Annotated in this window: 13 protein-coding genes; 6 read left to right on the top strand and 7 right to left on the bottom strand. The window is 72.5% G+C overall.

Going from position 1 to position 10,984, the window contains the following annotated elements; all coding sequences use genetic code 11:
* Positions 1-50: 50 nt before the first annotated feature.
* Entirely contained in the window at positions 51-467 is a 417-nt protein-coding gene (locus ACFC02_RS17910; protein WP_376357561.1) for a Fur family transcriptional regulator, read from the bottom strand.
* A 142-nt stretch (positions 468-609) separates the two neighbouring features.
* Between ACFC02_RS17910 and ACFC02_RS17905 the strand changes: the two genes are divergently transcribed.
* Complete coding sequence (locus ACFC02_RS17905; protein ID WP_376357559.1) at positions 610-2,061, top strand: catalase; 1,452 nt, start codon at positions 610-612, stop codon at positions 2,059-2,061.
* Between the two features lie 134 nt (positions 2,062-2,195).
* Here the strand turns inward: ACFC02_RS17905 and ACFC02_RS17900 are convergent, their stop codons facing one another.
* Entirely contained in the window at positions 2,196-2,597 is a 402-nt protein-coding gene (locus ACFC02_RS17900) for a cyclic nucleotide-binding/CBS domain-containing protein (protein WP_376357574.1), read from the bottom strand.
* 191 nt (positions 2,598-2,788) lie between these two features.
* Complete coding sequence (gene hisN / locus ACFC02_RS17895) at positions 2,789-3,589, bottom strand: histidinol-phosphatase (protein ID WP_376357557.1); 801 nt, start codon at positions 3,587-3,589, stop codon at positions 2,789-2,791.
* 217 nt (positions 3,590-3,806) lie between these two features.
* On the opposite strand from hisN, the gene ACFC02_RS17890 reads away from it, so the two are divergent.
* On the top strand, positions 3,807-4,418 hold the full coding sequence (locus tag ACFC02_RS17890; RefSeq protein ID WP_376357555.1) for a TetR/AcrR family transcriptional regulator: 612 nt from the start codon (positions 3,807-3,809) through the stop codon (positions 4,416-4,418).
* 100 nt (positions 4,419-4,518) lie between these two features.
* Here the strand turns inward: ACFC02_RS17890 and ACFC02_RS17885 are convergent, their stop codons facing one another.
* The 4 genes from ACFC02_RS17885 to ACFC02_RS17870 all read right to left on the bottom strand — a co-directional run bounded on the left by ACFC02_RS17885 (position 4,519) and on the right by ACFC02_RS17870 (position 8,129).
* Complete coding sequence (locus tag ACFC02_RS17885) at positions 4,519-4,842, bottom strand: DMT family transporter (protein WP_376357553.1); 324 nt, start codon at positions 4,840-4,842, stop codon at positions 4,519-4,521.
* Between the two features lie 115 nt (positions 4,843-4,957).
* Positions 4,958-5,971, bottom strand: a complete 1,014-nt coding sequence (gene rsgA / locus ACFC02_RS17880) for a ribosome small subunit-dependent GTPase A (RefSeq protein ID WP_376357551.1) — start codon at positions 5,969-5,971, stop codon at positions 4,958-4,960.
* A gap of 17 nt (positions 5,972-5,988) precedes the next feature.
* Positions 5,989-7,320: a 3-phosphoshikimate 1-carboxyvinyltransferase gene (aroA, locus tag ACFC02_RS17875; RefSeq protein ID WP_376357549.1), complete on the bottom strand. Its 1,332-nt coding sequence runs from the start codon at positions 7,318-7,320 to the stop codon at positions 5,989-5,991.
* Positions 7,321-7,406: 86 nt separating this feature from the next.
* Positions 7,407-8,129, bottom strand: a complete 723-nt coding sequence (locus ACFC02_RS17870) for a M50 family metallopeptidase (protein ID WP_376357547.1) — start codon at positions 8,127-8,129, stop codon at positions 7,407-7,409.
* A gap of 50 nt (positions 8,130-8,179) precedes the next feature.
* Between ACFC02_RS17870 and ACFC02_RS17865 the strand changes: the two genes are divergently transcribed.
* From ACFC02_RS17865 to rsrA, 4 genes are all read left to right on the top strand, one after another.
* A complete protein-coding gene (locus ACFC02_RS17865; RefSeq protein ID WP_376357545.1) occupies positions 8,180-8,995 on the top strand; it encodes an SOS response-associated peptidase in 816 nt (271 codons plus the stop codon).
* A gap of 26 nt (positions 8,996-9,021) precedes the next feature.
* Positions 9,022-9,660, top strand: a complete 639-nt coding sequence (locus ACFC02_RS17860) for an alpha/beta family hydrolase (protein ID WP_376357543.1) — start codon at positions 9,022-9,024, stop codon at positions 9,658-9,660.
* A gap of 258 nt (positions 9,661-9,918) precedes the next feature.
* Positions 9,919-10,614 (top strand): RNA polymerase sigma factor SigR, encoded by a 696-nt coding sequence (gene sigR / locus ACFC02_RS17855; RefSeq protein ID WP_376357572.1) that lies wholly within the window; start codon positions 9,919-9,921, stop codon positions 10,612-10,614.
* Complete coding sequence (rsrA, locus tag ACFC02_RS17850; protein ID WP_360969487.1) at positions 10,611-10,940, top strand: mycothiol system anti-sigma-R factor; 330 nt, start codon at positions 10,611-10,613, stop codon at positions 10,938-10,940. The genes sigR and rsrA overlap by 4 nt, the downstream gene beginning before the upstream one ends.
* The last annotated feature ends 44 nt before the right edge of the window (positions 10,941-10,984 follow it).

Genomic DNA, 10,984 nt, shown 5'->3' with positions numbered 1-10,984 from the left:
GCCCCGGCACCAGGAAAAGGTGCCGGGGCTCCGCGGTCTACGTGTGTACGTCAGGCCGACGCGCAGTTGGGGCAGAGCCCGCGGTACGTCACCTCGACGTCCGAGACCGTGAAGCCGAAGCGCTCGGAGTCCGGGAGGTCGGCCAGCGGGTTGCCGTCCGGGTGGACGTCACGGATCGCGCCGCAGCCGGCGCAGACCAGGTGGTGGTGCGGCCGGTGCGCGTTGGGGTCGTACCGCTTGGCGCGCTTGTCGGTACTGACCTCCAGCACCTCACCCAGGGTGACCAGCTCGCCCAGCGTGTTGTAGACGGTGGCGCGGGAGATCTCGGGCAGCTTGGCCACGGCCCGTGCGTGCACCTCGTCGGCGGTCAGATGTACGTGCTCGCCGTCCAGGACCTCGGCCACGACACGCCGCTGCGCGGTCATGCGCCAGCCGCGTCCACGCAACCGTTCCAGAAGGTCACTCATACACACCAGCCTAACAGCAAGGAGAACAGATCCCGAACAAGTGTGACTTTGGAGCCTTACTTGACTTAGACATTGTCCATTGTAGGATCGGGACTGGCTTCGGCCAAGCGACAGGACCAGAGAAATTGCCGCAGGAGGCGACGTGACCCAGGGGCCGCTCACCACGGAGGCCGGTGCTCCGGTAGCCGACAACCAGAACAGCGAGACGGCGGGCGTCGGCGGCCCGGTGCTCGTCCAGGACCAGCTCCTCCTGGAGAAGCTCGCCCACTTCAACCGCGAGCGCATCCCGGAGCGCGTGGTGCACGCCCGCGGCGCGGGCGCGTACGGCACCTTCACGGTCACCGCCGACGTCACGCGGTACACGCGCGCCAAGTTCCTCGCCGAGGTCGGCAAGGAGACGGAGACCTTCCTCCGCTTCTCCACCGTGGCCGGCAACCTGGGTGCCGCGGACGCGGTGCGCGACCCGCGCGGTTTCGCGCTGAAGTTCTACACCGAGGAGGGCAACTACGACCTCGTCGGCAACAACACCCCGGTGTTCTTCATCAAGGACGCCATCAAGTTCCCCGACTTCATCCACACCCAGAAGCGCGACCCGTACACGGGTTCCACCGAGCCGGACAACGTCTGGGACTTCTGGAGCCTGTCGCCGGAGTCCACGCACCAGGTGACCTGGCTCTTCGGCGACCGCGGCATCCCCGCCTCCTACCGGCACATGGACGGCTTCGGCTCGCACACGTACCAGTGGAGCAACGAGGCCGGCGAGGCCTTCTGGGTCAAGTACCACTTCAAGACGGACCAGGGCATCAAGTGCCTGACCGCCGAGGAGGCGGACGTCCTGGCGGGCAAGGACCCCGACTCGCACCAGCGTGACCTGCGCGAGGCGATCGAGCGCGGCGAGTTCCCGTCCTGGACGGTGTACGCGCAGATCATGCCCGTGGCGGACGCGGCGGCCTACCGCTTCAACCCGTTCGACCTGACCAAGGTGTGGCCGCACGCCGACTACCCGCTGGTCGAGTTCGGCAAGCTGGAGCTGAACCGCAACCCGGAGAACGTCTTCGCCGAGGTCGAGCAGTCGATCTTCACCCCCGCGAACTTCGTCCCCGGCATCGGCCCGTCCCCGGACAAGATGCTCCAGGGCCGCCTGTTCGCCTACGGCGACGCCCACCGCTACCGCGTCGGCATCAACGCCGCGCACCTGCCGGTGAACCGGCCGCACGCCACCGAGGCGCGCACCCACGCCCGTGACGGCTACCTGTACGACGGTCGCCACAAGGGTGCGAAGAACTACGAGCCGAACAGCTTCGGCGGTCCCTTCCAGACGGACCGCCCGCTGTGGCAGCCCGTCGAGGTCACGGGCGCGACCGGGGACCACGCGGCTCCCTCGCACACCGAGGACAACGACTTCGTCCAGGCCGGCGACCTCTACCGGCTGATGACGCAGGAGGAGAAGGACCGGCTGATCGGCAACCTCGCCGGTGCCCTCTCCCAGGTCTCGCGCGAGGACATCGTCGAGCGCGCGATCGACAACTTCCGTCAGGCCGACGGAGACTTCGGCAAGCGGCTGGAGGCCGCGGTCCAGGCCCTGCGCGGCTGACACCAGCACTGGACCGTTTGCCGGGGCGGGCGGGCCGGGTTCCTTCGGGGACCCGGCCCGCCTCCGTTCGTGCCGGGTGCGATCTCCGTCCGCGCCGGATGGGAGCCGGGCCGTGGGCCGTGGGCCGTGCGGGCTCAGGCGGGCACCTGTGCCGCGTGCCGCCGGGCGGGCGCCCAGCAGCGGATGACGTCCCGGACCGAGACGATGCCGGCCGGCTCGCCGCGCTCCAGGACGATGAGGTGGCGGAAGCCGCCGTGCGCCATGGCCAGCGCCGCCTCTTCCAGGGTCCAGGACGGTGCGGCGAAGACGACGTCGGTGGTGGTGTGGGCGTGGGCGTGCTCGGTGTCCGGGCTCTGGCCCAGGCCGACGGAGTCGAGGATGTCGCGTTCGGTGAGGATGCCGATGCCGTCGGCGTCGGGGTCGTGGACGACGGCCGCGCCGACACGGCGGGCGGACATCAGGGCGGCGGCCTGGCGGAGGGTGTGGTCGGGGCCGATGGTGAGGACCACCGTGCTCATGGCGTCGCGGACGAGCAGGGGGGCGAGCATGGGATGGAGCCACCTCCTCAAGGAATCCACGCGGAGGACGGCCCGGAAGGGGCAGGCACCGCGGGAGGGTCGGATTCACTTGTTCACAAGTGGGGGCTTTCCAGAGTCGCAGGTGAAACGGGGGTCAACAAGAGGGCGCGCGTGCTGCGTTGGGTGGTGCGGGGGGTGTTCGAGGGTGCTCAGGTGCGCCGGTTGAGATACCCCAGCATCTCGTCGTGCAGCAGCCCGTTGGATGCCGCCGCGTTGCCGCCGTGCGGGCCGGGCCGGCCGTCCAGGGCGGTGAAGGTGCCGCCCGCCTCGGTGACGACGATGGCGTTCGCGGCCATGTCCCACAGCGACAGTTCGGGCTCGGCGCAGAAGTCCACCGACCCCTCGGCCACCATCATGTAGGGCCAGAAGTCGCCGTACGCGCGCGTGCGCCACACCTGGCGGGTCAGGTCCAGGAAGCCGCCGAGGCGCCCCTGCTCCTCCCAGCCGCTGAGGGAGGAGTACGCGAACGAGGCGTCCGCGAGCCGGGACACGCGCGAGACCTGGAGCCGGGACGCCTGCGACAGGCTGCGGCCGGAGAAGGCGCCGTGGCCCTTCGCGGCCCACCAGCGACGGCCGAGCGCGGGCGCGGAGACGACCCCGACGACCGGCTGGTAGCCGCCCTCGCCCGCCTCCGTCAGGGAGATCAGCGTGGCCCACACGGGCACGCCACGCACGTAGTTCTTGGTGCCGTCGATCGGGTCGACGACCCAGCGGCGCGGGCCGGTGCCCTCGACGCCGTACTCCTCGCCGAGGACCGCGTCACGGGGGCGGGCGCGCTGCAGCTGGCCGCGGATCAGCTCCTCGGCCGCCTTGTCCGCCTCACTGACCGGGGTCATGTCGGGCTTCGTCTCGACCTTGAGGTCGAGGGCCTTGAAGCGGTCCATGGTGGCCGCGTCCGCCGCGTCCGCGAGGACGTGGGCCAGACGCAGATCGTCGAGGTAGTCGGGCATGTACGGAACGGTATCCGTCCGAGGCGGCCCGAGGCCACAAGGGGTGCTGAACACCAGGTGGCCGCCGGGTGTCGCCGCGGCCACCGGCCGTGCCCGCACCCGCGCCGCCGCGAACCCGGGGCCGCGCCCCCACCCGCGTCGACGCGGACCCTTGACAGTGCCCCCACCCGCGTCAACTCTGTGCCCAGAGCCGCCAGGACCTGCTCCCGGGGAGGCGATGATGCCCGCAGCGCGGGAATCCCTGCTGGACGCCGCTCGTGCGGCGCTGGGCAGCCGGCCGTGGTCCGCGGTGCGGATGGTGGACGTGGCCGCGGCGGCGGGCGTGTCGCGGCAGACGCTCTACAACGAGTTCGGCGGCAAGGACGGGCTGGCGCGGGCCCTGGTCAGGAAAGAGGCGGACGGCTACCTCGCCGGGGTCGAGCGCGCCCTGGCCGGCCCCGGCGGCCCGCGCGAGCGCCTGACCGCCGCCGCCGAGTGGACCGCGGCGGCCGCGCGCGGTGGCGTCCTGGTCAGGGCCCTGCTCACCGGCTGCTGGAGCGAACGCCTGCCCGCGCCGGTGCTGTCGGCCGTCCCGTCCTCCTGCGCCGTGCCCGCGCAGCGCAGGGCGGACGGTCCGCTGCCCTCGCCGGGAGACCTGCTCGCGACCGTCCGCGACCGGGCGGCGGCGGCCCTGGCCGAGCCGGGCGCGACGGGCGCGGACCGGGCCGAACTGGCCGGTGTCTGCGAACTGGTGTTCCGCCTCGCGCTGTCCTGCGTCGCCGCCCCGCCGCACGGGACGGGGCTCGCCGACCTCGTGCACGGCCTGCTGCACCGTCACCAAGCCGCCTGAACCCCGTCGGCGGGGCCGATCGGAGCGGGGGTCAGTACGAGGCGAGGAGCCGGTGCGGAGGACCGCTACGGGGAATCAGGACGTGGGCAAGGGCGGAGGTTCAGTGCGTGGAACCGGACAACTGCAGCCCGATCACGCCGAGGATGACGAAGCTGATCGAGACGATCTTCAGCGTCGACACCAGGTCGCCGAGGAAGATCATGCCGTAGATCGCGGTGCCCGCCGCGCCGATGCCGGTCCACACCGCGTACGCCGGTCCCACATCGAGCTTGCGCAGGGACAGGGTGAGCAGGCCGAAGCTGCCGAGGGCGAAGCAGGCGAAGGCGATGGTCGGCCAGAGCCGGGTGAAGCCGTGCGAGAGTTTCAGACAGACGGCGAAGCCGGTCTCGAGCATTCCCGCGACGATGACCAGCAGCCACGCCATGTGCTGTCCTCCCGTGTGTCCGCGTTCCGTGGCCGCTCCGGCTCGGTGCGATTATGCACTTACCTGCCCGAGGGTGCGGCAAACAACGCGGGCCCCGGGGACGGGCCGGCCGCCCTCAGTCGCCCTCCGTGCGCTCCCGCGTGGCCAGCAGCCGGCGCAGCGAGTACAGCCGGGCCGGATCGGCGTGGCCGTCGGCCACCCAGGCGTCCAGCGCGCAGTCCGGCTCGTCGTGGCTGCACGCGCGCGGGCAGCCCTCCGTGCCGGGTTCCAGGTCGGGGAAGGCGTGGATGACCCGGGACGGGTCGATGTGGGCGAGCCCGAACGACCGTACGCCCGGGGTGTCCACGACCCAGCCCTCGCCGCCCGCCAGCGGCAGCGCCAGCGCCGAGGTGGTGGTGTGCCGGCCCCGGCCGGTGACCGCGTTCACGTGCCCCGTCGTGCGCCGGCGCTCGTCGGGGACCAGCGCGTTGACGAGCGTGGTCTTGCCGACGCCGGAGTGCCCCACGAACGCGGTGACCCGGCCGCCGAGATGCGCGCGCACCCGGTCCGCCGCGCCGCCGCCCCGCTCCAGCTCCTCGCGGCTGGTGACGACGTAGGGGATGTCGAGCGCCCCGTACAGCTCCAGGAGCTTGTCCGGCGGGGCCAGGTCCGACTTCGTCATCACCAGGAGCGGTTCGAGCCCCGCGTCGTACGCCGCCACCAGGCAGCGGTCGATCAGCCGGGGGCGCGGTTCGGGGTCGGCGAGCGCGGTGACGATGGCCAGCTGGTCGGCGTTGGCCACGACCACGCGCTCGTAGGGGTCGTCGTCGTCCGCGGTGCGGCGCAGGACGGAGGTGCGCTCACCGATGCGGACGATGCGCGCGAGGGTGTCCTTCTGGCCGGACAGGTCGCCGACGAGGGCCACCTGGTCACCCACGACGGCGGCCTTGCGGCCCAGTTCGCGGGCCTTCATCGCGACGACCGTACGGCCGTCGACGAGGCAGGTCAGCCGGCCACGGTCGACGGTGAGCACCATGCCCTCGGCGGCGTCCTCGTGCTTGGGGCGGATGTGCGTACGCGGCCGGTTGCCCCGGCGGTTGGGCCGGGAGCGGATGTCGTCCTCGTCGGTGTGCTTGCCGTAGCGGCGCATGGCGTGTTCCCCGCGTCCTACGCCCCGAGCATCCCGGTCCACAGGTCGGGGAAGTCCGGCAGGGTCTTCGCCGTCGTCGCCACGTCCTCGATCCGCACGCCCTCGACCGCCAGGCCGATGATCGCACCGGCCGTCGCCATGCGGTGGTCCTCGTAGGTGTGGAAGACGCCGCCGTGCAGCGGGCGCGGGCGGATGTGCAGGCCGTCGGCCGTCTCGGTCACGTCACCCCCGAGTTCGTTGATCTCCTTGGTGAGCGCGGCCAGCCGGTCGGTCTCGTGCAGCCGGAGGTGGGCCACGCCCCGCAGGGTCGAGGGGGAGTCCGCGAGCGCGGCGACGGCCGCGACGCCGGGGGTCAGCTCGCCGACCTCGCCCAGGTCCACGTCGATGCCGTGCACCGCCCCCGACCCGGTGAACACCAGGCCGTAGTCGGTCAGTTCACAGGAGCCGCCCATCTCGGTGAAGATCTCCCGCAGCCGGTCGCCCGGCTGGGTGGTCCGCTCCGGCCAGTCCGGGACGACCACCTTGCCGCCGGTCACCAGCGCCGCCGCGAGGAACGGCTGCGCGTTGGACAGGTCCGGCTCGATCGTCAGGTCCCGGCCGAGCAGGGCGCCCGGCGTCACCCGCCACACGTTCGGCTCGCCGCCCGACTCCGGGGTGTCCACCTGGGCGCCGACCGCGCGCAGCATGTCCACCGTCATCCGGATGTGCGGCATCGAGGGCAGCGTCGCCCCGACGTGGCGGACCTCGACGCCCTGGTTGAAGCGCGGCCCGGACAGCAGCAGGGCGGAGACGAACTGGGAGGACGAGGAGGCGTCGATCTCCACCGGGCCGCCGTCCAGGGCGCCGCCGCCGTGCACGGTCAGCGGCAGCGCGCCGCGCCCGTCGTCGTCGATCCGGGCGCCCAGCGCGCGCAGCGCGTCGATCACGCCGTGCAGCGGCCGCTCGTAGGAGCGGGGGTCGCCGTCGAAGCGGACGGGGCCGTCGGCGAGCGCGGCGACCGGCGGCAGGAAGCGCATCACCGTGCCCGCGTTGCCCACGTCGACCGTGGCCGGTCCGTGCAGCCCCGCCGGGATCACCCGCCACGCCTCGCCCGAACCGCCCGCGCCCAAGGAACTGGAGGACACCGTCTCCTCGATGCCGACACCCATCGCCCGCAGCGCACCGGCCATCAGCAGCGTGTCCCGGGAGCGCAGCGGGCGGCGCAGCCAGCCCGGCTCGGAGGCCAGCGCGGCCAGCACGAGGGCGCGGTTGGTGACCGACTTGGACCCGGGCACGTGGACCGTCGCGTCGACGGCTCCGCTCGCGTGCGGGGCGGGCCAGAGGGCGGTGTGGGCGGGGTTCGGGGCCATGGGCCCACTCTATAAGGAGGCCGTCGCAGCGGCCTTCCTGCGGTGCGGCCCGGTGATCGGCACCGGCCGCCGGCGCGGTGGGCCGCTCACCTGCCGAGCAGCCAGCGGCCCCCGCCCATCAGCGAGCACAGCGAGACCGCGTGGAAGAGGAACAGCCACAGGGCCGCCGGCACGTGCGTCAGCCGCGCCAGCTGGTCCGCGTCCGAGTCCCCGGCGCCCCCGCGCGAGCGTTTCACCTGGAGTTCGAAGGCCGGGCGCACCCCGCCGAGCAGCAGGAACCACACCACCGCGTACGCGAACGCCGCCTGCACCTGCGTGCCGGCCAGCCACGACACCAGCAGGAACGTGCCGCCGGTGAGGACCACGGTCAGCACGCCGTAGGCGTTGCGGATCATCACCAGCATCGCCACCAGCAGTGCCGTGGCCGCCCACAGCAGCAGCGTGACGCGTCCGGCGGCCAGCAGGGCGGCGCCGCCCAGACCCAGCAGCGGGGGAGCGGTGTAGCCGGAGGCGGCGGTCAGGATCATGCCGAGGCCGTACGGTCTGCCGCGGCTGACGGTGAGGCCGCTGGTGTCGGAGTGCAGCCGTATACCGGTCAGCGTGCGGCCGGTGAGCAGCGCCACCAGGCCGTGGCCGCCCTCGTGGGCGATGGTGATGGCGTTGCGGGAGATCCGCCACAGGGTGTGGGGGACCACCACGGCCAGGGCGGCGGCCGCGGTGGCGAGCACCACCCACAGGTCGGGTCCCGGCTGGCTGCCGACGAGCCGGTCCCACAGGCCGGGCAGTGCGACGGAGGCGAGGCTGTCCATGTTTCCGTTGGGCTCCCTGTCGTCGTACGGAGTCTGGCAGTGTGGCACGCATGTGCGGACGGTATGCAGCGAGTCGCGGGGCCGAGGATCTCGCGGGAATCTTCGAAGTGGAGAAGTCGGAGCCGGAGGAGGCCCTGGAACCCGACTACAACGTGGCCCCCACCAAGGAGGTCCACGTCGTCCTCGACCGCCCCTTGAAGGACGCTGGGGACACCCGCCCGGTTCGGCAGCTGCGGAAGCTGCGGTGGGGACTGGTCCCGTCCTGGGCGAAGAGCCCCGAGGGCGCCGCCCGGATGATCAACGCCCGCGCGGAGACGGTGCACGAGAAGCCCTCCTACCGCCGCGCCTTCGCCGCCCGGCGCTGCATCGTGCCCGCCGACGGCTACTACGAGTGGGTCACCGCCGCCGAGGAGCGGGAGCTGGAGGTCGAGGGCAAGCGCAAACGCCCGCGCAAGCAGCCGTACTTCGTGACCCCGGCGGACGGATCGGTGTTCGCGATGGCGGGGCTGTACGAGTTCTGGCGGGACCGTACGCTGCCCGACGACCACCCGCGGGCCTGGTGGGTGACCTGCTCGGTGATCACCACGGAGGCCGAGACGGCCCCGCTGGCGGCGGCCCCGGCCGAGGGACCGCGTTCGCTCGCCGACATCCACCCCCGGATGCCGCTGATGCTCACCCCCGACCGCTGGGACGCCTGGCTGGACCCGGCCCGCACGGACGCCGGCGAGCTGCGGTCGCTGCTGGCACCCCCGCCCGGGGGCCTGATGCGCGCGTACCCGGTCGCCACGGCGGTGAGCAACGTCCGCAACAACGGCCCCGAGCTGCTGAAGGAACTGCCCGCGCCGGAGGCGGGAACCCTCTTCTGACCTCCCCGTCTGCCATCCTCTCCCGGGTGACCCCTGACACACGTGAGACCGTCGAGACACCGGCGGGAGCCGCCCGCGTCACCTGGCACCGGGCGGCGCGGGCACGCCTCGTCCTCGCCGTGGGCCACGGCGCCGGCGGCGGCGTCGAGGCCCGCGACCTCCAGGCCCTGGCGCGCACGCTCCCCGGGCACGGCGTGAGCGTCGCGCTCGTCGAGCAGCCCTGGCGGGTGGCGGGCAAGAAGGTCGCGCCCGCGCCGAAGACGCTGGACACCGGCTGGCGCGGCGTCTGGCCCGCGCTCGCCGCCCCGGGCCTGCCGGTCGTCTCCGGCGGGCGCAGCGCGGGCGCACGCGTGGCCTGCCGCACGGCCGCCGAGCTGGGCGCGCACGCCGTGCTCGCCCTCGGTTTCCCGCTGCACCCGCCGGGCAGGCCGGAGAAGTCCCGCGCCGCCGAACTGCTCGGGGCGGGCGTGCCGACCCTGGTCGTCCAGGGCGGCAACGACCCCTTCGGCAAGCCGGAGGAGTTCCCCGAGGGGCCCTTCGAGCTGATCACCGTGCCGTACGGCGATCACGGCTTCGCCGTACCGAAGAGGGCGGAGATCACCCAGGAGCAGGCCCTGGGCGTCCTCACCGACGGTGTGGTGCGGTGGGCCGCGTCACTCGGGTGACGCCCCGGGAATGCGGGCCCGGTGCGCACTGTTGAGGCGGACAGAAGTGCTGGGGCCCCAGCGCCACCGTCGTCAGGAGAGGGAGTCCGCCGCATGGGTTCGACCATCTGCCCGGCCCGTAGCAGCCACAACGACCTGGACTGGTCGGTGCTGCACGTGGCCAGGACCGCCCCTATTCGGGCGGCGGGCGGACCGGATCGTCGTCTATCCTCCGAAACGAGTGGGGCCGCCTTCGGTCCCGCGACGTCGCTTGAGGAGGTGGGTCCGGTTCCCGGTACCGACGCAGGGACCGACAACGGCCGGGCGGAGCTGCCCGAGGGCCGGGGCACGGGCGTGGAGTCGCCCGCGGAGTCGACCGCCGCGCGCAGCGCGCGCTTCGAGCGGGACGCCCTGGAATTCCTCGACCAGATGTACTCGGCGGCGCTGCGCATGACGCGCAACCCGGCCGACGCCGAGGACCTGGTGCAGGAGACGTACGCGAAGGCGTACGCGTCCTTCCACCAGTTCCGCGAGGGCACCAACCTCAAGGCGTGGCTGTACCGGATCCTCACCAACACCTTCATCAACTCCTACCGCAAGAAGCAGCGTGAACCCCAGCGCAGCGCCGCGGAGGAGATCGAGGACTGGCAGCTCGCGCGTGCCGAGTCGCACATGTCGACGGGTCTGCGCTCCGCGGAGTCGCAGGCGCTCGACCACCTGCCCGACTCGGACGTGAAGGAAGCGCTGCAGGCGATCCCCGAGGAATTCCGCATCGCCGTCTATCTCGCGGACGTAGAGGGCTTTGCGTACAAGGAGATCGCGGACATCATGGGGACACCCATCGGCACGGTGATGTCCCGGCTGCACCGGGGCCGCCGTCAACTGCGCGGCATGCTCGAGGACTACGCCCGCGAGCGCGGGCTGGTCCCGGCCGGCGCCGGAGAGTCGAACGAAGCGAAAGGCTCGGGCTCATGAGCTGCGGAGATCCGCACGAAACGGACTGCAGTGAGGTACTCGACCACCTGTACGAGTTCCTCGACAGCGAGATGCCGGACGTCGACCGCGACAAGTTCCGCCAGCACTTCGACGAGTGCTCGCCGTGCCTGGAGAAGTACGGCCTGGAGCAGGCCGTGAAGAAGCTGGTCAAGCGGTGCTGCGGCCATGACGACGTGCCCTCGGACCTGCGTGCCAAGGTGATGGGCCGGCTCGACCTGCTCCGCTCGGGACAGCCGGTCTCCGACCGCCCCGTCGCTTCCGACCGTGACGTGACGACGGCGCCGGTGACTCCGCAGGAGTCCTGACCTCCGGTTCACCCTTACGTGCTAATCCGCGGGTTATCGGCCCG

The sequence above is a fragment of the Streptomyces sp. NPDC056160 genome (assembly GCF_042268205.1).
Lineage (GTDB): Bacteria > Actinomycetota > Actinomycetes > Streptomycetales > Streptomycetaceae > Streptomyces.
The sequence above is the reverse complement of the archived record's forward strand: the minus strand, read 5'-3'. Positions and strand labels throughout refer to the sequence as shown.

Coding starts and splice junctions, on each gene's coding strand:
- ACFC02_RS17910 (WP_376357561.1), bottom strand. CDS start 467: ATGAGTGACCTTCTGGAACGGTTGCGTGGACGCGGCTGGCGCATGACC.
- hisN (WP_376357557.1), bottom strand. CDS start 3,589: ATGCCCGACTACCTCGACGATCTGCGTCTGGCCCACGTCCTCGCGGAC.
- ACFC02_RS17890 (WP_376357555.1), top strand. CDS start 3,807: ATGATGCCCGCAGCGCGGGAATCCCTGCTGGACGCCGCTCGTGCGGCG.
- ACFC02_RS17885 (WP_376357553.1), bottom strand. CDS start 4,842: ATGGCGTGGCTGCTGGTCATCGTCGCGGGAATGCTCGAGACCGGCTTC.
- rsgA (WP_376357551.1), bottom strand. CDS start 5,971: ATGCGCCGCTACGGCAAGCACACCGACGAGGACGACATCCGCTCCCGG.
- aroA (WP_376357549.1), bottom strand. CDS start 7,320: ATGGCCCCGAACCCCGCCCACACCGCCCTCTGGCCCGCCCCGCACGCG.
- ACFC02_RS17870 (WP_376357547.1), bottom strand. CDS start 8,129: ATGGACAGCCTCGCCTCCGTCGCACTGCCCGGCCTGTGGGACCGGCTC.
- ACFC02_RS17865 (WP_376357545.1), top strand. CDS start 8,180: ATGTGCGGACGGTATGCAGCGAGTCGCGGGGCCGAGGATCTCGCGGGA.
- rsrA (WP_360969487.1), top strand. CDS start 10,611: ATGAGCTGCGGAGATCCGCACGAAACGGACTGCAGTGAGGTACTCGAC.